The organism is Nocardioides baculatus (assembly GCF_016735675.1).
Classification (GTDB): domain Bacteria; phylum Actinomycetota; class Actinomycetes; order Propionibacteriales; family Nocardioidaceae; genus Nocardioides; species Nocardioides baculatus.
Map to the genome: position 1 here is coordinate 127,628 of NZ_JAERSG010000007.1, position 22,336 is coordinate 149,963.

General features: G+C 72.3%; 24 protein-coding genes. 17 read left to right on the forward strand and 7 right to left on the reverse strand.

Translation table 11 applies throughout. The annotated features are described in order from the left end of the window. The 4 genes from treZ (at position 1) to JI751_RS19495 (ending at position 4,256) form a co-directional block, all read left to right on the forward strand. Positions 1 to 1,746 (forward strand): malto-oligosyltrehalose trehalohydrolase, encoded by a 1,746-nt coding sequence (gene treZ, locus JI751_RS19480; protein ID WP_201940352.1) that lies wholly within the window; start codon positions 1 to 3, stop codon positions 1,744 to 1,746. A 60-nt stretch (positions 1,747 to 1,806) separates the two neighbouring features. Further along, on the forward strand, positions 1,807 to 2,589 hold the full coding sequence (locus JI751_RS19485) for a hypothetical protein (protein ID WP_201940354.1): 783 nt from the start codon (positions 1,807 to 1,809) through the stop codon (positions 2,587 to 2,589). Positions 2,590 to 2,697: 108 nt separating this feature from the next. Next, entirely contained in the window at positions 2,698 to 3,813 is a 1,116-nt protein-coding gene (gene prfB / locus JI751_RS19490; protein WP_201940356.1) for a peptide chain release factor 2, read from the forward strand. An 8-nt stretch (positions 3,814 to 3,821) separates the two neighbouring features. Then, positions 3,822 to 4,256 carry a TY-Chap domain-containing protein gene (locus JI751_RS19495; protein ID WP_201940358.1) on the forward strand — a complete coding sequence of 145 codons (435 nt, stop codon included), beginning with the start codon at positions 3,822 to 3,824 and terminating at the stop codon, positions 4,254 to 4,256. 19 nt (positions 4,257 to 4,275) lie between these two features. On the opposite strand, the gene JI751_RS19500 is transcribed toward JI751_RS19495, so the two are convergent. The 7 genes from JI751_RS19500 to JI751_RS19530 form a co-directional block, all read right to left on the reverse strand. Further along, the gene (locus JI751_RS19500; protein ID WP_201940360.1) at positions 4,276 to 4,881 is read right to left on the reverse strand and encodes a hypothetical protein; all 606 of its coding nucleotides are present in this window, start codon (positions 4,879 to 4,881) and stop codon (positions 4,276 to 4,278) included. Then, on the reverse strand, positions 4,878 to 5,372 hold the full coding sequence (locus tag JI751_RS19505) for a hypothetical protein (RefSeq protein WP_201940362.1): 495 nt from the start codon (positions 5,370 to 5,372) through the stop codon (positions 4,878 to 4,880). Before JI751_RS19505 ends, JI751_RS19500 begins: the two co-directional genes overlap by 4 nt. Next, positions 5,365 to 5,706, reverse strand: a complete 342-nt coding sequence (locus tag JI751_RS19510) for a hypothetical protein (protein WP_201940364.1) — start codon at positions 5,704 to 5,706, stop codon at positions 5,365 to 5,367. Before JI751_RS19510 ends, JI751_RS19505 begins: the two co-directional genes overlap by 8 nt. After that, positions 5,706 to 6,911, reverse strand: a complete 1,206-nt coding sequence (locus JI751_RS19515; RefSeq protein ID WP_201940366.1) for a WXG100 family type VII secretion target — start codon at positions 6,909 to 6,911, stop codon at positions 5,706 to 5,708. The genes JI751_RS19510 and JI751_RS19515 overlap by 1 nt, the downstream gene beginning before the upstream one ends. After that, positions 6,908 to 7,198 carry a hypothetical protein gene (locus JI751_RS19520; protein ID WP_201940368.1) on the reverse strand — a complete coding sequence of 97 codons (291 nt, stop codon included), beginning with the start codon at positions 7,196 to 7,198 and terminating at the stop codon, positions 6,908 to 6,910. Before JI751_RS19520 ends, JI751_RS19515 begins: the two co-directional genes overlap by 4 nt. Before the next feature lie 75 nt (positions 7,199 to 7,273). Then, positions 7,274 to 8,497, reverse strand: a complete 1,224-nt coding sequence (locus JI751_RS19525; protein WP_201940370.1) for a hypothetical protein — start codon at positions 8,495 to 8,497, stop codon at positions 7,274 to 7,276. After that, positions 8,490 to 9,008 (reverse strand): SigE family RNA polymerase sigma factor, encoded by a 519-nt coding sequence (locus JI751_RS19530; RefSeq protein ID WP_201940372.1) that lies wholly within the window; start codon positions 9,006 to 9,008, stop codon positions 8,490 to 8,492. Before JI751_RS19530 ends, JI751_RS19525 begins: the two co-directional genes overlap by 8 nt. A 114-nt stretch (positions 9,009 to 9,122) precedes the next feature. Between JI751_RS19530 and ftsE the strand changes: the two genes are divergently transcribed. From ftsE to JI751_RS19595, 13 genes are all read left to right on the forward strand, one after another. Further along, positions 9,123 to 9,812, forward strand: coding sequence for a cell division ATP-binding protein FtsE (gene ftsE, locus JI751_RS19535; protein ID WP_201940373.1), 690 nt, complete (start codon positions 9,123 to 9,125; stop codon positions 9,810 to 9,812). Between the two features lie 50 nt (positions 9,813 to 9,862). Further along, positions 9,863 to 10,774: a permease-like cell division protein FtsX gene (gene ftsX / locus JI751_RS19540; protein WP_201940376.1), complete on the forward strand. Its 912-nt coding sequence runs from the start codon at positions 9,863 to 9,865 to the stop codon at positions 10,772 to 10,774. A gap of 84 nt (positions 10,775 to 10,858) precedes the next feature. Further along, positions 10,859 to 12,100 carry a murein hydrolase activator EnvC family protein gene (locus tag JI751_RS19545; protein WP_201940378.1) on the forward strand — a complete coding sequence of 414 codons (1,242 nt, stop codon included), beginning with the start codon at positions 10,859 to 10,861 and terminating at the stop codon, positions 12,098 to 12,100. Positions 12,101 to 12,149: 49 nt separating this feature from the next. Beyond that, entirely contained in the window at positions 12,150 to 12,629 is a 480-nt protein-coding gene (smpB, locus tag JI751_RS19550) for an SsrA-binding protein SmpB (RefSeq protein ID WP_201940388.1), read from the forward strand. Positions 12,630 to 12,634: 5 nt separating this feature from the next. Then, the gene (locus JI751_RS19555; RefSeq protein WP_307814395.1) at positions 12,635 to 13,516 is read left to right on the forward strand and encodes an amidohydrolase family protein; all 882 of its coding nucleotides are present in this window, start codon (positions 12,635 to 12,637) and stop codon (positions 13,514 to 13,516) included. A gap of 106 nt (positions 13,517 to 13,622) precedes the next feature. Next, the gene (locus tag JI751_RS19560; protein WP_201940393.1) at positions 13,623 to 14,756 is read left to right on the forward strand and encodes an ROK family transcriptional regulator; all 1,134 of its coding nucleotides are present in this window, start codon (positions 13,623 to 13,625) and stop codon (positions 14,754 to 14,756) included. 56 nt (positions 14,757 to 14,812) lie between these two features. Beyond that, on the forward strand, positions 14,813 to 16,099 hold the full coding sequence (locus tag JI751_RS19565; RefSeq protein WP_201940395.1) for an extracellular solute-binding protein: 1,287 nt from the start codon (positions 14,813 to 14,815) through the stop codon (positions 16,097 to 16,099). A gap of 112 nt (positions 16,100 to 16,211) precedes the next feature. Further along, a complete protein-coding gene (locus JI751_RS19570; protein ID WP_201940396.1) occupies positions 16,212 to 17,189 on the forward strand; it encodes a carbohydrate ABC transporter permease in 978 nt (325 codons plus the stop codon). A gap of 67 nt (positions 17,190 to 17,256) precedes the next feature. Beyond that, entirely contained in the window at positions 17,257 to 18,096 is an 840-nt protein-coding gene (locus JI751_RS19575; RefSeq protein ID WP_201940398.1) for a carbohydrate ABC transporter permease, read from the forward strand. Between the two features lie 4 nt (positions 18,097 to 18,100). Then, positions 18,101 to 19,525, forward strand: coding sequence for a glycoside hydrolase family 3 protein (locus JI751_RS19580; protein ID WP_201940400.1), 1,425 nt, complete (start codon positions 18,101 to 18,103; stop codon positions 19,523 to 19,525). Next, entirely contained in the window at positions 19,522 to 20,430 is a 909-nt protein-coding gene (locus JI751_RS19585) for an ROK family protein (RefSeq protein WP_307814396.1), read from the forward strand. The genes JI751_RS19580 and JI751_RS19585 overlap by 4 nt, the downstream gene beginning before the upstream one ends. A gap of 33 nt (positions 20,431 to 20,463) precedes the next feature. Further along, complete coding sequence (locus tag JI751_RS19590) at positions 20,464 to 21,765, forward strand: hemolysin family protein (RefSeq protein ID WP_201940404.1); 1,302 nt, start codon at positions 20,464 to 20,466, stop codon at positions 21,763 to 21,765. Next, positions 21,758 to 22,297 (forward strand): hypothetical protein, encoded by a 540-nt coding sequence (locus tag JI751_RS19595; RefSeq protein ID WP_201940406.1) that lies wholly within the window; start codon positions 21,758 to 21,760, stop codon positions 22,295 to 22,297. Before JI751_RS19590 ends, JI751_RS19595 begins: the two co-directional genes overlap by 8 nt. Positions 22,298 to 22,336 lie beyond the last annotated feature (39 nt).

Sequence of the window (22,336 nt, forward strand, 5' to 3'; positions counted from 1 at the left end):
ATGCACGGCCCGTACGACGTCTGGGCACCGCGGCCGGAGCGGGTCCGCCTGCTCGTGGACGGGGAGCCTGTCGAGATGACCCGCGGCGACGACGGCTGGTGGACGCCCTCCGGGCCCGTGCCGACGGACGGCACCGCGGTCGACTACGGCTACCTCCTCGACGACGACCCCGACCCGCGCCCCGACCCGCGCTCGCGTCGGCAGCCCGACGGCGTGCACGGCCTGTCGCGGCGGGACCCGACGACGTACGAGTGGCAGGACGACGCCTGGACCGGGCGCCAGCTCGCCGGGTCGGTGATCTACGAGCTGCACGTCGGCACGTTCACGCCCGACGGCACCCTCGACTCCGCGATCGACAAGCTCGACCACCTCCTCGACATCGGCGTCGACCTCGTCGAGGTGATGCCGGTCAACGCGTTCAACGGCACCCACAACTGGGGATACGACGGCGTCGCCTGGTTCGCCGTGCACGAGCAGTACGGCGGCCCGGACGCCTACCGCCGCTTCGTCGACGCCTGTCACGCGAAGGGCCTCGGTGTCGTGCAGGACGTGGTGCACAACCATTTCGGCCCGTCGGGCAACTACCTCCCGCTGTTCGGCCCCTACCTCAAGCCGGGCCGCAACACGTGGGGCGACCTCATCAACCTCGACGGCGAGGGCTCGGCGCAGGTGCGCCGCTACATCCTCGACAACGTGCGGATGTGGTTCGAGGACTTCCACGTGGACGCGCTGCGGCTCGACGCCGTGCACGCGCTCAGTGACACCTCCGAGGTGCACCTCCTCGAGGAGATGGCGATCGAGACGGCCGCGCTGTCGGCGCACCTGCGCCGGCCGCTGACGCTGATCGCCGAGTCCGACCTCAACGACACCCGGCTCGTGCGCCCGCGCGAGGCCGGTGGCCACGGCCTCGACGCCCAGTGGAGCGACGACTTCCACCACGCGGTGCACGTCGCGCTGAGCGGCGAGACGGCCGGCTACTACGCCGACTTCGAGCCCCTCGAGGCGCTGGCCAAGGTCTGCGAGCGCGGCTTCTTCCACGACGGCACGTACTCGTCGTTCCGCGAGCGCGACCACGGCGCGCCCGTCGACACCGCGACGATGCCGACCTGGCGGCTCGTGGTGACGAACCAGAACCACGACCAGATCGGCAACCGCGCCCGCGGCGACCGGCTCGCCGAGCACCTCGACGACGACCAGCTCGCCTGCGCCGCGCTGCTGACCCTCGCCGGCCCCTTCACCCCGATGCTGTTCATGGGGGAGGAGTGGGCGGCCTCGTCGCCGTTCCAGTTCTTCACCTCCCACCCCGAGCCCGAGCTCGGCAAGGCCACCGCCGACGGCCGGATCGCGGAGTTCGAGCGCATGGGCTGGGACCCGGCCGAGGTGCCGGACCCGCAGGACCCCACCACGTTCACCCGGTCCCAGCTGGACTGGGACGAGCTCGGCCAGGGGCGGCACGCCGTCGTGCTCGACTGCTACCGCCGGCTCGCCCGGCTGCGCCGTGAGCTGCCGCAGCTGACCGACCCGTCGTTCGGCTCCGTGTCCTGCACCGTCGAGGACCGCCTCTTCACGATGCGGCGCGGCGACCTGCTCGTGGTGGTCAACGCCGGTGAGACCGACGTGACGGTCGGGGTGGGGGAGCGGGACGTGCTCTTCGCGACCCCGTCGGGAGTCGAGCTGCGCGACGGCGAGCTCGCCGTCCCGCGGCACGGCGGAACAATTCTCGGACCGGTCACAACTTCTGGCTGACCGCGCGCATCTCCTTTGTGAACCGGCCTTCGGGAGCCGGCCACATACGAAGGAGATCCCATGAACCGCATGACCGCACTGGCCGCCACCGCGGCCGTCGCCGCCTCCTCGCTGGCGCTGATCGCGCCGACCGCGCAGGCCGCACCCGCCAAGGCTCGCACCTACTCGGTGACCGCGACGGCCAACACCGACGTCGCCGTGGCCAAGGAGGACACCGTCAAGGTGCGCGGCCGTGTGAGCCCGAAGGCCCGCGGCGAGAAGGTGATCCTGCAGCAGCGCGTGGGGAACAAGAAGAAGTGGGTCCAGACCGGCAAGGCCAGGATCAAGCGCAACGGCACCTACAAGCTCACCGACAAGCCCACCGCGCCCGGAAGCCGCGAGTACCGCGTGCTCAAGCCCGGCTCGAAGGGGATCAAGAAGGGCTACAGCAAGCCGGTCCAGGTCGAGGTCTACCGCTGGGAGAAGCTCGGCTACCGCACCTTCGCCGGCACCGGGTTCACCGGCACGGGCGTGACGATCGGCACCGAGTACTACAAGGCGAGCCTCGCCACCACCACGCCGGGCACCGCCGCCACCGCGGAGTTCACGCTCGGCCGCAAGTGCACCGCGCTGCGGGCGACGTACGCCCTCACCGACACCTCGCTCAGCGGCTCCAGCGGTGCCGTCACCGTCACCGCCGACGGCAAGCAGCTCGCCGTCCACTCGCTCGCTGTGGGCGCCATCGTCGCCGACGAGGAGCTCGACCTGACCGGCGTCTTCCGCCTGAAGCTCGACGCCTCCACGACTGCGACCCCGGCCGCCACCGCCGCCGTCGCGACGCCGGAGGTGCTCTGCACGCGCTGACGCGCACCTGATCCGCAGTGGCGGGCGCGACCGGGGTCACAGGCCCGGGAGTGCCCGCCGCTGCTCGTTTTCGACACTGCTCACGGCCGAGCCGTACTGTTGCCTCTTGTGGCAGGCATCGACTACGACGCAGAGATCAAGACGCTCCAGGCGACCATGAGCACCATCGGCTCGGTGCTCAACATCGACCGGATGCGCGGCGAGATCGCCGACCTCAGCGAGCAGGTCGCTGCGCCCGACCTCTGGGACGACGTGGACAGCGCCACCCGCATCACCGGCCGCCTCTCCGCGCTGCAGGGCGAGCTCGAGCGCTACACCGGTCTCGAGAGCCGCATCGAGGACCTGGGCCTGATGGTCGAGATGGCGCAGGAGGAGGGCGACGCCGACTCGCTCGCCGACTCCGAGCGCGAGCTCAACCGGATCAAGAAGTCGGTGGAGTCCCTCGAGATCCGCACGCTCCTCGCCGGTGAGTACGACGAGCGCGAGGCGATCGTGACGATCCGCTCGGGCGCCGGTGGCGTCGACGCCGCCGACTTCGCCGAGATGCTCATGCGGATGTACACGCGCTGGGCCGAGCAGCACAAGTACGGCGTCGAGGTCTACGAGGTGTCCTACGCCGAGGAGGCGGGCATCAAGTCCGCCGAGTTCGCGATCCACGCGCCCTACGCCTACGGCACCCTCTCGGTCGAGGCCGGCACCCACCGCCTGGTGCGGATCAGCCCCTTCGACAACCAGGGCCGCCGCCAGACCTCCTTCGCGGCCGTCGAGGTGGTGCCGATGCTCGAGCAGACCGACGAGATCGAGGTCGACGAGAACGAGATCCGCACCGACGTCTTCCGCTCCGGCGGCCCCGGCGGCCAGTCGGTCAACACCACCGACTCCGCGGTCCGGCTCACGCACATCCCGACCGGCATCGTCGTGTCCTGCCAGAACGAGAAGTCGCAGCTGCAGAACAAGGCGTCCGCGATGGTCGTGCTCAAGGCCAAGCTCCTCGCCCGCAAGAAGGCCGAGGAGGCCGCGCTCAAGAAGGACCTCAAGGGCGACGTGCAGGCCAGCTGGGGCGACCAGATGCGCAACTACGTGCTCAACCCCTACCAGGTCGTCAAGGACCTGCGGACCGGCCACGAGTCCGGCAACCCCAGCGCCGTCTTCGACGGCGACCTCGACGACTTCATGGAGGCCGGCATCCGCTGGCGCCGGGGCGCCGACAAGGTCGACGCCTGAGGCCTGCGATGACCTCTTGGGACGACGTCCGCGGCCGGCTCGAGGACGAGCTCCGCACGCTCGACGACGCCTCGTTCGTCGTGGTGGCGGAGCCGGAGCCGCCGCGCCCTCCGGCCCGCGGGCTGCTGCACCGTCGGCCCGCGGCCGCACCGGTCCGCTACGTCCAGGTGAGGCGCGACGGCGAGCACTGCTACGCCGAGTGCGTCGGCGCCACCTCCTTCGGCGGTGACTGGGACGTCGACGACGCCACCCACGCACGGCTGCGCGAGCTCGGCTGGCGCGTGCCCGGCGACGAGGACCCGTCCGGTGTGGAGCCGTCCTACCCGCACTACTGGAAGCTGCTGCCCCGCATCGAGGCCGACCGGGTCGCGTCGCTGTGTGCCGACTCGCTCGCGTTGCTCGGTGCCGACGCGTCGACCCTGCAGTGGCGCAGGGAGAGCTAGCGAGCGGCGCCGGGTCGCCTCAGCCGGCCGGCTCGAGGGCCTCCGGCGGCAGCGCGGTGGTGAAGACGCGGTAGAGGCTGGTGGCCGACACGGGGAGCAGGGCGTCGTCCTCGTCGACCACGAGCAGGCCGTCGGCGGCGTCCGCCACCACCAGGTCGCGGTGCTCACCGGCCCAGTGCACGCGCAGTCGCCACGCCGACGTGGCCCCGACCTCGCGCAGCGCCTCGTGGCGTACGTCGTCGTCCGCGGACAGCAGCCGCGAGGTCGCACCAGCCGGCGCGGGGCGCCGCTCGGCAGCGGTCCCGCGCCGCGGGCCGGTCCGGGTGGTCCGTGCGAGCGCGGCGGCGAGGTGGGCCTGCGGGAGCTCCATCAGCTGGTGCAGCCCGGGGCGTACGGCGAGCACCGCCACGGTGCGCTCGCGGTCCACCGCGAAGCGGTGCTCGAGCACGACGGCCCCGGCGACGCGCACCTCCACCCTGACCAGCGGGTCGCGCAGGGTGTCGAGCGACGGCAGCAGCGCGGCCCGCGCGAGCGTGTCGCGGTCCTCCGCACCGAGGTCGTCGCCCAGCAGGCCCGCGAGCCCGGCATCGTCGACCCGGACCGCCGCACCGTCGAGGGTGATCACGAAGGCTCCCCGTCGCCCGGCTCGGCGGACGACGCGGCCGGCGCGCCGGTGAGCGGCTGCCACCCGGCCGCGACCGCCGCGAGCTCGTCGGCCAGGGCGTCGTAGGACCAGGTCTCCACGGTCGCGGTCAGGGTCCAGCCGCGGTCGCCGTCGGCGACGAACCACTGCTCCATCGTCAGGGCCCGGGCCTTGCCGTCGACGTGGTGTGCCAGGCGTCGACCGCCCGGCTGCCCGTCGACGTCGATGCGCTCGAGGTCGAGGAGGAGGTAGTCGCGCAGCATCGTCGGCAGCACCTCGTCGGAGCCCACCTGCCAGTCGCGGAAGGTGAGGCCGCCAAGGTCGTCGCGGGTGAGCACCAGGTTGGCCCGGAAGCGGTCGGGGCGCTCGAGCTCGAGCGGCTGCACCGCCGTCCACAGCGTGCCGGGGGTCGGTCGAGCCAGCTTGTCCCACCCCTGCGGCACGCCGGGCGGCGAGAACGGGACGTCAGCCACGCGGGCTCCGCTCGCGATACCAGCGAGGCTGGAACGCAGCGGGCACGGGCAGCGGCAGGGCGGCCCAGGCGAGCCAGGTCAGCAGCCCGACGGCGAGCAGCACGACGCCCGGCCACGCGGGCAGGTCGGCCGCCTCGGCCCCTCCGACGAGCGAGCCGCCCACGAGGGCCACGGCGAGCGCGGGCCAGAGGATGAGGACGTTGCGCTGCGCGAAGTCGCGATGGGTCCCGCGCGCCCACCGGCGCGCGTCGGGAGTGCGGCCCAGGCGCTGCCAGGCGTTGAAGCCGGCGAGGGCGAGGCCGCCGAGGAGCATGAGGACGTAGATCATCGTCATCAGTCCCAGAAGCTGATCGCGTCGCCGACGTCGGAGAGCGCGTCCCCGGCGTCGTAGAGCCGGTCGCCGGCCCAGTCGGCTGCCGCGTCGGCGGCGTCGCCGACGGGGTCGAGGATGGCCTGGCCGACCTCGGAGCCGACGAACCCGCCGACGGCCCCACCGACGATGCCGCCCACCACGCCGCCGACGACCGTGCCGACTCCGGGGCAGATCGCCGTACCGATGGCGCCACCGGCCCACGCACCGCCCTGGGCGCCCGCCCACGCACCGGCCGCGGTGGTCGCGCCCATGGTCGCGGCCCGCGTGCCCTGCTCGACGTCGCCCATCGACGGGTCGTCGGCGTCGGCCTGCCACTGGTTCCACCCGGCGCTGACGGCGGTGACCACGGTGCCTGCGCGTCCCGCCCACCTGCCGGCGGTGGCCCAGCCGTTGCGGGTGGCCGCGCTGTAGGGGGTGGCGTGGAAGTTGTCGCTCTTGCCGGCCGCCCAGGCGCGCTGCCAGAAGGTCATCCCGCTCGCGCTGGCGAAACGACCGTTGATCCGCGGCTGGAAGATGCCGTAGCGACCGTTGACCATCCAGCCGATCCCGGCGCCGAGCCCGAGGCCGCCGAGGCCGAAGAGCCACGAGGCGATGTCGTCGCCGTCGGCGAAGTCGGGCGGGAGGAAACCGAGGCGCTGCAGGAGGTCGACCACGAAGCCGTCGCCGGTGGACTTCTTGATCCCGTCGCCGAGGTGCTGGTGCGCCTCCTGCTCCTTGGTCCGGGCGGCGTCGGCGATCTCGACCGCCTCGTTCCACGCCGTGACCACGTCGTTGTGGGCCGTGACCTGATCGGGGGTCGCGTCCGTCGCCGGCGCGGCGGGCCGCACGAGTGACTCCCCGCTGGTGCGGACGCCGCCGGCGACGCCGACGCTGCGCGCCTCGGCCATCTTCGACTCGACTGCGGTGAGCTCCCCGGCGAAGTGGGTGAGTGCCGTCCCGAGCGTCTCGAGGCGGCGGTCGAGCTCGCGCAGGTCCTTGACCGCACCCTCCACGCGGGTCTCGAAGGCGATCCCGGCCCGCCCCTCCCACGTGCTGGCGGTCCGCGCCGCGCGACGCACGTCGTCGACGGCGGTGGTGATCGTGGTGCGAGCGGTGCCGACGTCCGTGGCCGCGGTGCGGCACGACGCCGGGTCGCCGTGGACGACGAGGTCGAGGAGGTCGCTCACGGGACCAGCCCCTGCGCTCGCTGGTGCGACGCGTCGGCGGACGCCCGGTCGGTGGCGCGGACGTCGGCCGCGGTGGTGCGCACGGACTCGGCCATCGAACCGGCCTCCTGAGCGACCGCGGTCACCGCCTCGGCGAGCGAGGCGAGCGCCGTGGCGGCCTCGTCCGTGGACACGCCCGCGTCGGGCCGGGTGCGCAGCGCGGGCGCGGCGTCGGCGAGGTCGGTGCCGGTGGTCTCGAGGATGAGCGCCGCCGAGTCCAGGGCAGCGGGGTCCAGCTGCAGCGTCATGGGATCGATCCTCCCACCCGGGCGTGGTCCCAAACCTCGGCCTCACCCTGCGCTACCCCTGCGCTACCCCTGCGCTCACTCCCAGGGGATGCGCAGCCAGTCGTCCATCACGCGCGCGACGTCGTCGGCCACCCCGGCGGGCATGGCGTCCGCGGCACCCGTCACCCCGGTGACCATCGCGCGGTCGCCGACCGCGTGGAGCCAGAGCGCGCCGTGTCCGTCGTCGCCACCCGAGTCGTACGTCACCAGGGTGACGCCCGCGGCGACGGTCGCGACCGACATCCGGGGGTCGGTGCAGGAGCGCAGCTCGTCCAGCATGCGCTGGACGTTGGCAGGACCCGTGGCCTCGTCCTCGAAGCCACCGATCATCCACGAGACGCCCATCGGTGTCCCTGAGCTCGAGCTGCCGACGTTGCCGGAGTCGACCTGAGCGGACAGGCACGGGATGTTGGGGATGGTCGTCGCAGAGGCCGGCGTCGCGGCCTTCCAGCCCGCGAGCGCTCGGGTGAGGTCGCTGTCCATCACCGGCGGTAGCTGCGGAATCTGGCTCGGGTCGGCGGCGTAGGGATCGCCCGTCGCCGACTCCTGCATCTCGCCCGAGCGCAGGCCGGCGACGACCGCCTCGGCGACTCGGTCGGCGGCGGGGCCGGGGGCCACGCCGGCGCGTCCGGCGAGCTCGAGGGTGATCCGCTCCGCACCGATCCGGGCCGTCCAGACGTCGGTGACGCTGGATCCCTCGTTGGTGGGCGCCTCGGAGTAGTGCCGGACCTCGATCCCGTCGACCGTCGTGGTGGTCGCGCCGCGGCAGGTCGCGTAGGCACGTGCCTGCGCGGTCTCGGCCGTGGTGGTGTCGGCATAGGTGGCGAACATCGCGGTGGCCATGGCGAACTCGCTGCCGACGAACCGCGACATCCCCCACGCGACCTGCGGCGGCTGATCCATCGTGGTGGAGCTCCCGAGGCACTCAGGCACCGAGAAGCTGCCGCCGCCCTTGGGCGAGTTCGGCGCCCACGGCTCCCAGCCAGAGAGCCATCCCTCGGTGGCGGTCTCCAGTGCCGCGGCGTCGAGCGGGGCGGACGCGCCGTTGGCCGCCACCCCGTCGACGCTCGCGGACATCATCCGCGGAACGGCGAGCCCGCCACCCACCACGACGAGGGTGGCGAGCGCGACGGCCCCCACCTTCGTACGACGGCGGGAGCGGGCGGTCGCCATCGCGGCGGCGGCCCCGGGGCCGTGGGTGTGGGCGAGGTCGCGCGTCAGGGAGTCGAACGCGCGGTCGAGCTGGTCGAGGTCAGACATGGGTGGGAGCTCCGTTCGGCTCGTCGGCCTGCTGGTCGGTGAGGAGTGCTGCGAGGGCGGTGCGGCCGCGGGAGAGGCGGGCCTTGACGGTCCCGACCGGGCAGTGCTCGATGCGGGCGACCTCGGCGAGGGGAAGGTCGGCGAGGTGGTGCAGGACGATCGCGCGGCGCTGGGCCTCGGGGATCTCCTGGAGCGCCCGGACGAGTGCGGTCGAGGTCTCGTCGGGCGGGTCGACCACCTGTTCGCGCCGGTTGCGGGCGAACCACGCCGACGCGACCTTGCTGCGCCGCCAGCGGCTCACCGCCAACCGCGTCGCGACCTGGCGCACCCAGGCCGCCGGCTGGTCGTAGCGCGACACCTTCGTCCACTGCGACCACGCCTTCACGTAGGCCTCCTGGGCGACCTCCTCGGCGGCGCCGCGGTCGCCTGTGAGGGCGTACACGACCGCCAGCGTCCGCGGCCACGTGGCGGAGTAGAACTCCGCGAAGTCGCCCTCGGCCCCGTCACGCATGCAGATCCCCTCGTCGTCTCGCTGTCACCACCCAACACGCTGGGGTCCGCGGCACGGTTGCACGCACCCCGCGGGTTTTCGGGAACTCACGCACCCCTCACGTAGCCTCGATGCGTGATTCGCTTCGAGAAGGTCACCAAGACCTATCCCGGCCACCCCCACCCGGCGCTCGACAACATCTCGGTCGACGTCGAGAAGGGGGAGTTCGTCTTCCTCGTCGGCTCGTCGGGCTCCGGGAAGTCGACGTTCCTGCGCCTCGTGCTGCGGGAGTACCGGCCGACCACGGGGCGGGTCTACGTCGCCGGCAAGGAGATCAACCGGCTGGCCAGCTGGAAGGTCCCGCGGCTGCGTCGCGACATCGGCACCGTCTTCCAGGACTTCCGCCTGCTCCCCAACAAGACGGTCACCGAGAACGTCGCCTTCGCGCTCCAGGTCATCGGCAAGTCGCGCAAGGAGATCAAGGACGTGGTCCCCGAGACCCTCGAGCTTGTGGGCCTCACCGGCAAGGGCGACCGGATGCCCGACGAGCTGTCCGGCGGCGAGCAGCAGCGCGTCGCGGTCGCGCGCGCGTTCGTGAACCGGCCGATGATCCTCATCGCCGACGAGCCGACCGGAAACCTCGACCCGACCACCTCGGTCGGCATCATGAAGCTCCTCGACCGCATCAACCGCACCGGGACGACCGTGGTGATGGCCACCCACGACTCCAGCATCGTCGACCAGATGCGCAAGCGCGTCATCGAGCTCGAGAACGGTCACGTCGTACGCGACCAGGCGCAGGGCGTCTACGGCCACCAGGTCTGACCCCGAGCCGGTCCCCGCACACCTCCCCACAGATCGAGAGCCCCTCCTCCATGCAGCTTCGTTACGTCTACACCGAGCTCGGCCAGGGCTTGCGACGCAACCTGTCCATGCACCTCGCGGTGATCCTGACGCTCTTCGTCTCCCTCACCCTCGTCGGCATGGGCGTGCTCTTCCAGCAGCAGGCCACCAAGGCGGCCGACCAGTGGGGCAACCAGCTCCAGATCACGGTGTTCCTGTGCCGCAACGGCGACAGCAACCCGGTCTGCCCGAGCGCGGTGACCGACGCGCAGAAGACCGACATCGAGGCGGTGGTGCAGGACAACCCCGAGGTCGCCGACTACCACTTCGAGTCCAGCGAGACCGCGCTCGGCAAGGCCAAGGAGCTCTACGGCGAGGAGCTGTTCTCCGGCGACAACCCGGCCATCACCGCCGAGGACATGCCGCAGACCATTTGGATCACGCTGGAGGACCCCGAGCAGTTCGAGGGGATCACCTCCGCCGTGCAGGGCCTGGACGGCGTCTCGCGCGTGCAGGACATGCGCAAGGTGATCGCGCCGATCCTCGGCGCCCTGAGCATGCTGCAGTGGGTGGCCCTCGTGACGGCCGCCGTCCTGGTCTTCGCGGCCCTGCTCCTGGTCGCCAACACGATCCGGCTCGCGGCCTTCGCGCGCCGCAAGGAGATCGGCATCATGCGCCTCGTCGGCGCCTCCACCCTCTACATCGCGCTGCCGTTCCTCCTCGAGGCGCTGGTGACCGCGATCATCGGCGTCGTGCTCGCCGGGGGAGCGCTCGCGGCGGTCCAGCAGTTCGGCATCGAGGGCCGTGGCGACGACACCTTGAAGTTCATCCCGTGGATCGGCTGGGACGAGTTCTGGCTCGCCGCGGCGGCCGTCGGGATCCTCGGTCCGCTGCTCACCCTGCTTCCGACACTCGTGCTGACGAGGAAATACCTCAAAGTCTGAGCCGCGGGGGTTAGCGTTCGATCGTTCTCTTCCCCGAACGAAGGCTTTCCGGTGCGTTCCTTCCCCCGTACCGCTCAATCCCGCATGGCCGCAGCACTCGTCGTGGTCATGGCGCTGGGCGTCTCCGCGGCGCACGCCGACGACCTCAAGGACAAGCAGCGCCAGATCGACCGCCAGGTCAAGGGCGCCCGTGCCGACCTCGACGCCTCCAGCTCGCAGCTGCGCAAGGCGGCCGCCCGCCTGGAGGCAGCGCACCAGGAGCTGGACGTCGCCAAGACCCGCCTCGCCACCGCTCGCGGCAAGGTCGAGGTGGCCCAGGAGCGCGACGCCGAGATGCAGGCCGAGCTGGCCCAGGCCGAGGCCGACCTCGTCGAGGCGGAGGCTGCGCTCGACCAGGGGCAGGTCGACCGCGAGGAGCAGCGCCACAAGGTCGCCAACACCATCGCCGACATGTACTCCGAGGGCGACCCCGACCTGATCGCCTTCTCCTCGATGCTCGACGCCGTGTCGGCCGAGGACCTCACCCGCCGCGACGGCGTGCGCGACGTGATCGTGGGCCAGGAGGCACGCGCCTACGACCAGCTCAAGGCCGCCGAGGTGCTGCTCGAGGTGACCGAGGAACAGGTCGCCGACGCCCGCGACGAGGTGGCCGACCAGCGGGAGGCCGCAGCCGAGCACCTCGAGGTCATGCAGGAGCTCGAGACCGAGCAGCAGGCCGCCAAGGACTCCGTGGTCGCCCTGGTGGTCGAGCGGCGCGAGGCGCGGGTCGACGCGCGGGAGGCGCGGGCCGAGGACCTCGTCAAGCTCCGCAAGCACATCAAGCAGCAGGACCGGATCGAGGAGATGCTCCGCAAGCGGGCCGCGCTCCAGCTCGCCCGGGCACGCGCCCGGGCACGTGCCCAGGCCGCCTCGGCCCCCGGCGGTCCGTCCGCCGGCCTGCTCGCCATGCCGGTCGACGGCTACGTCACCTCGCCCTTCGGCTACCGCACGCACCCGATCTACCACTACTGGGGCCTGCACGACGGCGTCGACTTCGGAGGTGGCTGCGGTACGCCGCTGCGCGCTGCGGCACCGGGCAAGGTGATCGCGTCCTACTGGAGCGCCGTCTACGGCAACCGGCTGGTCGTCGACCACGGCGTGCTCGGCGGCAAGGGCATCGCCACGATCTACAACCACGCGAGCGGCTACACCGTCGGCGTGGGCGACCAGGTGGCCGAGGGCCAGGTCCTGGGCTACGAGGGCGACACCGGCTGGTCCACCGGCTGCCACCTCCACTTCACGGTGATGGCCAACGGCCAGGCCGTCGACCCGATGAACTGGTTCTGATGCACGCCTCGGCCTGAACTGGTTGGACACGCTCTGGGACAATGGACCCATGGCGAAGGAGCAGGGCCAGAAGATGGTCGCGCAGAACAAGAAGGCGCGCCACGACTACCACATCGAGGACACCTGGGAGGCCGGCCTCGTCCTGATGGGGACCGAGGTGAAGTCCCTGCGGATGGGGCGTGCGTCCCTCGTCGACGGCTTCGCCGAGATCGACAACGGCGAGGCGTGGCTCCTCGGCGTCCACATCCCGGAGTACAGCCAGGGCACGTGGACCAACCACGCCGCCCGCCGCCGTCGCAAGATGCTGCTCAACCGCGCCGAGATCGACAAGATCGAGCGCAAGATCACCGACAAGGGCTACACGATCATCCCGCTCTCGCTCTACTTCAAGGACGGCCGGGCCAAGGTCGAGATCGCCCTCGCCAAGGGCAAGAAGTCCTACGACAAGCGCCACACGCTCGCCGAGCGGACGGCCAACCGCGAGAAGGTGGAGGCGGTGCAGCGGAGGCTCAAGGGCCACCGGGATTGAGCGCCGTGACTGACTCCGAGTCAGCCCGCGTCCGCGCGTTCACCGACGCGCTCGGCCTCCCGGGCCTCCAGGACGTCCACACCCACTTCCTGCCGCCGCGGGTGATGGCCAAGGTGCGCGCGCAGTTCGACGCCGCCGGTCCGCTGATCGGTCGGGCGTGGCCGCTGCACTACCGCGCCGACGACGACGTCCTCGTCGAGACGCTGCGCTCGTTCGGCGTACGCCGCTTCACCGCGCTGCCCTACGCCCACAAGCCCGACATGGCCGAGTTCCTCAACGACTGGGCCGCCGGCTTCGCGGCGCGGGTGCCCGAGGCCGCGGTGTGCGGCACGTTCTTCCCCGAGCCCGGCGTGACGGCGTACGTCACCTCCCGCACCGAGTCGGTCCAGGTCTGGAAGGTGCATGTGCAGGTCGGCGCGTTCACCGTCACCGACCCGCTGCTCGACGACGCGTGGGGCGTCGTCGCCGAGGCCGGCACGCCGGTCGTGCTGCACGCCGGCAGCGGGCCGGTCCCCACCGAGCACACCGGCCCCGACCCGGTGGCCGCGCTGCTCCGCCGCCACCCGCGGCTGCGACTCGTGATCGCGCACGCGGGCGCGCCGGAGTACGCCGAGTTCCTCGCCTTGGCGGAGACCTTCGAGCGGGTCGCGCTCGACACGACGATGGCCTTCACACCGTTCTTCGACGAGATGGGCGGCGCCTACCCGTCGGAGCTGCTCCCGCGGCTGCGCGACCTCGGGCTCGCCGGGAAGGTCCACCTCGGCAGCGACTTCCCCCACATCCCCTACCCCTACGCCGACCAGGTCGACGCGCTCGCGCGGCTGGAGCTGGGGGAGGAGTGGCTGCGCGCGGTGTGCTGGGACAACACCGTCGCCGTCCTCGGCTGACCGCGCGAGGAAGTGCCCGGTCGGCGCGGCGGTGGTCTGGACATCCGGGAAGAAGTCGAGGCGAAATGCTTGACGGTGGATAAGTAAGTGCGATGAACTAACTAATGTGACTCCGCACACTCCGGTCGGCCGCCCACTGCGGCCCCAGGGCAAGCTCCTCCAGGAAGACGCCCGCCGCCACCACCGCTCGCTGCTGCTCCAGCAGCTCTTCCGCGACGGTCCGGCGAGCCGCGCCGACCTGGCCCGGGCCAGCGCGCTGACCCGCGTCACGGTGTCCGACCTGGTCGGGGAGATGGTCGCCGAGGGCCTGGTCACCGAGCTCGGCGCTCCGGAGGGGTCGCGTGTCGGCAAGCCCCCGATGCTCGTCGGCCTCGCCGCCGACTCGCACCACATCATCGGCCTCGACCTGTCGGAGACCGACTCGATGTCGGGCGCGGTGGTCAACCTCGCCGGCACCGTCCTGGCCCGCCACGAGGTCCACGTCGACGGCGCCGAGGGGGAGCAGGCCGTGGAGCTCGTGCTCCGGCTCGCCACCGAGCTGATCGCGATGACCGACCGGCCGGTGCTCGGCATCGGCGTCGGCAGCCCGGGTGTCGTCGACACGTCCGGCACGGTCATCGACGCCCCCAACCTGGCGTGGACCGACACCCCGCTCGCGGCCCGGCTGGCGGCGGCCCTCGACCTCCCGGTCTTCGTCGCCAACGACGCCAACACCGCGGTCCTCGGCGAGCACACCTTCGGCGAGTCCGGCGACGGCGGCCTGATGGTGGTGCGGGTCGGTACGGGTGTCGGCGCCGGCTTCGTGCTCGGCGGCTCCCTGCTGCACGGCCACCTCGGCGCCGCCGGTGAGATCGGGCACGTCGTGGTCGACCCCGACGGCGAGCGCTGCGCGTGCTCGCGCACCGGCTGCCTCGAGACCGTGCTGGCCGCCCCGCGGCTGCGGCGTACGGTCGCCGCCCCCGGCGTCGACGCGCCCGGCGCCCTGGCCGACGTCGGCCGTCGGCTCGGTGAGGTGCTCGCACCCATCGTGGCCGCCCTCAACCTGCACGAGATCGTGCTGAGCGGCCCCGCGGAGCTGCTCGACGGACCGCTGCTCGACGCAGCCGACCGGACCATCCGCGAGCGGACGATGCCGATCAGCTCCACGGGGCTGGCCGTCCGCACCTCCAAGCTCGGCGAGGACGTCGTGGTCGTGGGAGCGGCCGTGCTCGTGCTCGCTGGAGAGCTGGGCGTCTCGTGAGCGCCCTGACACCCACCGATGAGAGGAACACTGTGGTGCGCAGCAGGAAGTACCGAATGAAGTCACTGACCGGTGTGGCCGTCGCGGCGCTCGCGCTGACCACGTTGGCCGCCTGCGGGAGCGACGACGAGGGAGGGTCCGGGGACGGCGGGGACGGCGGTCCGGAGACGGCCGACATCCGCGTCTGGCTCAACGGCACGGACACCCCGCAGGAGGCGCGCGACTGGCTGAAGGAGACCTTCGAGGAGGACCACCCCGGCTCCACGCTGACGATCGAGCAGCAGGAGTGGGACGGCCTGGTCGAGAAGCTCACGACCGCCCTGTCGAGCGAGTCCGAGACCCCCGACGTGGTCGAGATCGGCAACACCCAGGCGCCGACCTTCACCTCGGCCGGCGCGTTCTCGCCGCTCACCGACGAGCTCGACGACCTCGGCGGCGACGACCTGCTGCCGGGCTTCGTGGAGGGCGCCACGGTCGACGGGGAGACCTACGCCGTCCCCTACTACGCCGGCTCGAAGTACATCTTCTACCGCAAGGACCTCTTCGAGAAGGCGGGCCTCGAGGTGCCCACCACGCTGGACGAGTTCGTCCAGGCGGCGATCACGCTGAAGCAGGAGAACCCCAAGCCGGCGAACTTCTCGGGCTTCTGGTTCCCCGGCCAGGACTGGCGCAACGGCGCCGCCTTCGTCTGGGCCGCCGGCGGCGACCTCGCCACCGACGACGGCGGCGAGTGGACCGGCGCCCTCTCCTCCCCCGAGTCCGTCGCAGGTCTCGAGACGGCGCAGGAGCTCTTCACCCAGGCCTCGGGTGCGCCCAAGGACGGCAACGAGGCCGACCCGTGGACGCCGTTCTGCGCGGGCGAGGTCGGCATGATGTCGACGCCCGGCTGGGTCAAGGGCCTGCTGGAGGACCCGGAGACCGGCTGCCCCGACGGCTTCGCCAAGGAGGTCGGCGTCTTCGCGATGCCCGGCGCCGACGGCTCGCCCGCCCCGGTGCTGCTCGGTGGCTCCGACATCGCGGTCGCCGCGAAGTCCGCCAACCAGGACCTCGCCGAGGAGGCCGTCGCGCTGATGCTCAGCGAGGACTACCAGACGATCATGGCCGGGGCCGGGCTCACGCCCGCCCGCACGTCGCTGGCGTCCCTGCTCGGTGACGACGAGTACGCCGCCGCGACGCAGGAGGCCGCGTCCAACGCCAAGCTCACCCCGGCCGCACCGGGCTGGGCCAACGTCGAGGGCTCGCGCGTCCTGGAGGACCTCTTCAGCGCCATCGCCCAGGGCGGTGACGTCCAGGAGCTCGCGACCAAGGCCGACGAGCAGATGGGCAGCCAGCTCAACGGCTGAGCAGTTCAGCCAGGCAGAGCAGGACCGGCGGGGGCGGCGTGAGTCGCTGCCCCCGCCGCTGCCTGCCCGCAGTCCAGAATCAGACCAGCCCGAGCAGGGGAGGAGGACCACGATGAGAACCACCCCACGCCGTTCTGCTCCCCCGCTGCGCTCCTCCGAAGAACGACGCGGGGACCCCGGAAAGGCCGACACCGCCCGGCGCGGCCGCCGCACCCCGCTGCCGTACGCCCTCGTCCTCCCCGCGGCCCTCGCGCTGGCCCTCGCGCTGGGCTACCCGCTGGTGCGCCAGGTCGTGCTGTCCTTCCAGGACTTCGGGCTCGCGCAGCAGTTCGGCCGCCCGCCCGAGTGGGTCGGCCTCCGGAACTACCGGGACCTCGTCGGCGACGGCTACCTCTGGCGGGTCACGCTCCGCTCGATCGCCTTCTGCCTCGTCAACGCGGCGCTCACGATGCTGGTCGGCGTCGGGCTCGCCCTGCTGATGCGCCACATGGCGCGCGGCGTACGACTGCTCGTGCAGACCGGGCTGCTGCTCGCGTGGGCGATGCCGGTGGTCGCGTCGCTGACGGTGTGGCAGTGGCTCTTCGACACGCAGTACGGCGTGATCAACCACCTGCTCACCCAGCTCGGTCTCGACTACGCCGGCCACCCCTGGCTGCTGAGGCCGCTGTCGTTCTTCTTCGTGGCCACCGTGATCGTGGTCTGGATGAGCGTGCCGTTCGTCGCATTCACGGTGTACGCCGCCCTGACGCAGCTCCCCGAGGAGCTGCTCGAGGCCGCCGAGATCGACGGCGCCGGTGCGTCGTCGCGGTTCCGTCACGTCGTGCTGCCGACGATCCGCCCCGTGCTGCTGGTCGTCGGGCTGCTGCAGGTGATCTGGGACCTGCGCGTCTTCACCCAGATCTTCCTGCTGCAGGAGGCCGGCGGCAGCGCCCGCGACACCAACCTGCTCGGCACCTACATCTACCGGCTCGGCATCGGCGGCGGCGAGTTCGGCATGTCCGCGGCGGTCGCGATGTTCATGCTGGCGTTGACGGTCGTCCTCACCGCCCCCTACGTCCGCACGATGCTCAAGCAGGAGGCCGAGACATGAACACCCCACGACGTTCTTCGCCTCCCCCGCTTCGCTCCTCCGCCGAACAACGCCGCGGGGACCCCGTATGAGCCGCCCGACCCCGCCCGCGCTGCGTGCCGTCGCCAACTCGGTCGGCGTGCTCGCGTTCCTCGTCGCTGCCTTCCCGGTCTACTGGATGGTCAACAGCTCGTTCCTCGACCGCAACGAGATCCGCAACCCGGTGCCGACCTGGGTGCCGTTCGGCGGCGACCTCGACAACTTCCGGACCGTCTTCGCGACCGACCAGTTCGTCAACGCGCTCCGGGTCAGCCTGATGGTGACCGGGCTGACGATCGTCGTCGCGCTGGCCTTCGCGTTCGTCGCGGCCGTCGCGGTGTCGCGCTTCCGCTTCCGCGGCCGGATGTCGTTCATCGTGACCCTGCTGGTGATCCAGATGATCCCGGTCGAGGGACTCTTCATCTCCCAGTACAAGATGCTCGAGGCGGTCGACCTGCTCAACACGGTGGTCGGCCTGACGCTCGTGTACGTCGCCTCGGTGCTGCCCTTCACGATCTGGACGCTGCGCGGCTTCGTCGCCGGCGTCCCCTACGAGCTGGAGGAGGCGGCGATGATGGACGGCTGCTCGCGCCCGCAGGCGTTCTTCCGGGTCACGCTGCCGCTGCTCGCTCCCGGCCTGGTGGCCACCGGGGTCTTCGGCTTCATCCAGGCGTGGAACGAGTTCACCCTCGCCCTGGTCGTGATGACCCGCGAGGACCAGCGCACCCTGCCGCTCTGGCTCTCGACCTTCACCGACGTCAACCGCGGCACCGACTGGGGCGGCATCATGGCCGGCTCCACCCTCATCGCCGTGCCGGTGATCATCTTCTTCCTCGTCGTGCAGGGGCGGATGGTCAGCGGGCTCACGACAGGCGCCGTGAAGGGATGAGCCGATGATCGAAGGCACCGACGTCCGCGCCCTCGCGCTCAGCGTGCTGCTGCCCGGCTTCGCGGGCACCACGCTCCCCGACGACTACCGCGAGCTGCTCGAGCACGGGCTCGGCGGGGTCTGCTACTTCGGCAGCAACACCGCCGACGGCCCCGACGCCCTGGCTGCGCTCAGCAGGGCGATCACGGCCGCCAACCCGCACGCGGTCGTCGCGATCGACGAGGAGGGCGGCGACGTCAGCCGCCTGCACACGCGCGAGCCGAGCCCGGTGCTGGGTGCCGCCGCGCTGGGTGCGGTCGACGACCTCGTGCTCACCGAGGACGTCGGCCGCTGGGTCGGCACCGAGCTCGCCGCCGTCGGCGTCACCCTCGACCTCGCCCCGGACGCCGACGTCAACAGCGACCCCGACAACCCGGTGATCGGCACCCGCAGCTTCGGTGCCGACGCGTCGAGCGTCGCTGCGCACACGGCTGCCTGGACGCGCGGGCTGCAGTCGACCGGTGTCGCCGCCTGCGCGAAGCACTTCCCGGGCCATGGCGACACCTCCACCGACAGCCACCTCGCGCTCCCGCGGATCGAGGTGGACGTCGACACGCTGGTGGCGCGCGAGCTCGTGCCCTTCGCCGCCGCGGTGCGGGCCGGTGTCGCTGCGGTGATGACCTCGCACATCGTCGTACCCGCCCTCGACCCGGACGGGCCCGCGACGCTCAGCCCGCGGGTGCTGGGCGTGCTGCGCGAACGGCTGGGCTTCGACGGGGTCGTCGTGAGCGACGCGCTCGACATGGCCGGTGCCTCCGCGGCCACGGGCGTGCCCGAGGCGGCCGTACGCGCCCTGGCCGCCGGCTGCGACCTCCTCTGCATCGGTCCCGACAAGCCCGCGTCCCTGGTGGTCGACATCAGGGACGCGATCGTGGACGCGGTCGACGCCGGCCGGCTCACGACTGCCCGGCTCACCGAGGCGGCCCGACGCGTACGGGCGATGCGCGTGGTGGGTGCGGACCGGGCCGAGCCCGACCGACGCCGCCAGGTCGAGGCGTCGATCTCCGCGCTCGACGTCGACGGCGACCTGCCCGACCTCACCGGCGCGCTCGTCGTGAGCGTCGAGACCGTCGCCAACATCGCGGTCGGCGCCGTGGCGTGGGGGCTCGAGCCGGACCACCGGGTCGACCCGTCGGCGACCGGCCTGCACGCCGCCGTCGTCGCGGACGGCGTACCCCTCGTCGTGCAGGTGCGCGACGCCCACCGGCGCCCCGACGTGATCGACCTCCTGCGCTCGATCGCGGCCGAGGGCCGTGCGGCCGTGGTCGTCGAGTGGGGCTGGCCGGGGACGTGTGACGTCGGGCTTGCGAGGATCAGCACACGCGGCTCGTCCGGACCGGGCGTGGCCGCGGTGACGGAGCTGTTGCGAGAGGCAGGGTGGGCGCGGTGAGCGCAGGTGCACGGTCCGTCGGCCTCGACATCGGCGGCACCAAGACGCACGGCGTCGTGCTGGCCCAGGACGGGTCGATCCTCGCCCAGGTGCGGAGGTCCACCCGACCCGGCGCCGACGGCGTCGTCGACACCGCTGCACGCGTGTTCGCGGCGCTGGGTCGCGAGGTCGGCGAGGAGCTGACCGGTCCCGTCGGGGTCGGCGTGCCCGGCCTCGTCGACGTCGAGCGCGGGATGCTGCGCCACGCCGTCAACCTCGACGTCAACGGCGACGACCTGCCGCTGCGCGACCTGCTGGCCGAGCGCCTCGGCGTGCCGGTCGTGCTGGAGAACGACGTCAACGCGGCGGCGCTCGCGGCCCGCGCCCTCGTCGACGCGGACGACGTCGTCTACCTCAGCGTCGGCACCGGCCTGGCCGCCGGACTGGTGCTCGACGGCCGCCTGCGGCGCGGCGAGCACGGAGCCGCCGGCGAGATCGGCCACCTGCCCGTCGACCCCGGTGGTGCGACCTGCGGCTGCGGGCAGGTCGGCTGCCTCGAGACCATCGCGTCCGGTCGGGCCCTCGCCGAGGCGTGGCCCACGCCGGACGGCCCGCCTGCCGCCGACCTGTTCGCCGCGGCCGCCGCCGGTGACGTCAAGGCCGTCGCGGTCCGCGACCGGTTCTGCTGGGGCGTCGCGAGCGCGGTCCGCGCCCTCTGCCTGACCATCGACCCCGAGCGGATCGTGCTCGGAGGCGGGGTGGCCGAGGTGGGCGAACCGCTGCGGGAGCAGGTGGTGCTCCAGCTGCGGGCGCTGGGGGAGGGGTCGCCCTTCCTCGCCTCGCTGAGGCTGGCCGACCGGATCAGCATGGTGCCGCTGCACTACCCGGTCGCCGCCGTGGGCGCCGCTCTGGTCGCCGCAGGCTGACTCCGCCAACCGCGCGCTCGCTAGGTTGTGGCCGTGTCCGGTACCTGGATCGACGTCCTGCTCGTCCTCGCCTTCATCCTCGTGGGCGGTGTGTTCGCGGCGACCGAGATCGCGCTGGTCTCGCTGCGCTCCGGCCAGGTGGACCGCCTCGACAACGAGGGCGGCCGCGGGCACGCCGTCGCCTCGCTCGCCCGCGACCCCAACCGGTTCCTGTCCGCGGTGCAGATCGGTGTCACGGTCGCCGGCTTCTTCTCCGCCGCCTTCGGCGCCTCGACGCTGGCGCCGTCGTTCGAGCCCGCCTTCGAGGCGCTGGGCACGCCGGCTCCCGACACGGTCTCGCTGGTCGCGGTCACGCTCGTGGTGTCGTACCTCTCCCTCGTCCTCGGCGAGCTCGTGCCCAAGCGGCTCGCGCTCCAGCGCTCGGTCGGCGTCGCCAAGCTGTTCGCGCCGCCCCTGGGTGGCTTCGCCCGGGTGATGACGCCGGTCATCTGGCTGCTGTCGCTCTCCACCAACCTCCTCGTCCGCCTGCTCGGCGGCAACCCCGACGCCGCCGGTGACGACGTCGACGAGGAGGAGCTGCGGATGATGATCTCGGGCCACGAGGACATCCCCGAGGGCGAGCGCAAGATCGTCGACGACGTCTTCGAGGCGGGCGACCGCTCGATCAGCGAGGTCATGAAGCCGCGGGGTGACGTGGTCTTCCTGAGCGGCGACCTCACGCTCGCGGCGGCGGTCGCGGTGATCGTCGAGCAGCCCTACACGCGCTACCCGGTGACGGGGGAGTCCTTCGACGAGGTCCTCGGCTACCTCCACCTGCGTGACGTCCTCGGCCGGTCCGACGACGAGTCGAGCACGGTCGCCGACCTCGCCCGTGACCTGCCGGTCCTGCCGCGCACCAACCGGGTGCTGCCCTCGATCGAGCAGCTGCGCAGCCTCGGAGCCCACATCGCGCTGGTGGTCGACGAGTACGGCGGCACCGACGGCATCGTCACCCTCGAGGACCTCATGGAGGAGCTCGTCGGCGAGATCCACGACGAGTACGACCGCGACGCCGAGATCGCCGCGTCGGCGGACCCGGCGACGGTCGACGCCGGCCTGACGATCGAGGAGTTCGGCGAGCGGACGGGGGTCGAGCTCGAGGACGGCCCCTACGAGACCGTCGCGGGCTACGTCCTGCACAGGCTGGCGCGGATGGCCGAGCTCGCCGACCGGGTGCCGGTGGGCGACCACGTCCTGGAGGTCGCCGACCTCGACGGCCACCGCATCACGCGCGTACGGCTCCACGCGCCGGTCGTGCCCGCCGAGGAGCCGGCGGAGCCGTCAGACGATGCGTGACCGCCGGCCACTGGTCGCGCTGGTCGCGGCCCTGTTCCTCGCGGCGTGCGGCGGTCCCGACGCCCCCGCGGTGGTCCCGGCCGAGCTGACCCCCGACGGCATCGCCGAGGTGGTCGCCGACCACGTCGAGCGCGAGCCCAAGGACGTCTCCGCGTGGGACGTGATGACCCGCGAGCTCGAGGTCGACGCGCCGGGGGCGGCACTCGAGTACGGCAGCGGCGACTTCCTCGGGGTTGCCGTCGCGCCGACCACCGACAGCCCGCTGGTGTGCGCCGACACCTCGTTCTTCGACGAGTGCGTCGACGTCGAGCACGACGGCACGGACCTGGTGCTGGCGTGGCAGGAGCTCGAGCCCGAGGAGGACCCGGGCGTCGTCTACGTGATCGACCGACGCGACGGCGAGGACGTGGTCGCCCACTACTCGGGCGCCTCCATCGAGGGCGACCCGCGTGAGATCGACCTCGGCATCAGCGTCGACGAGATGGCCGAGATCGTCACGGATGCGCGGCTGACGCTCGGTGGATCGGAATAGCGTTCGGCCGGCGTCGGTTGTGCCGCGTAGAGTGGTCAC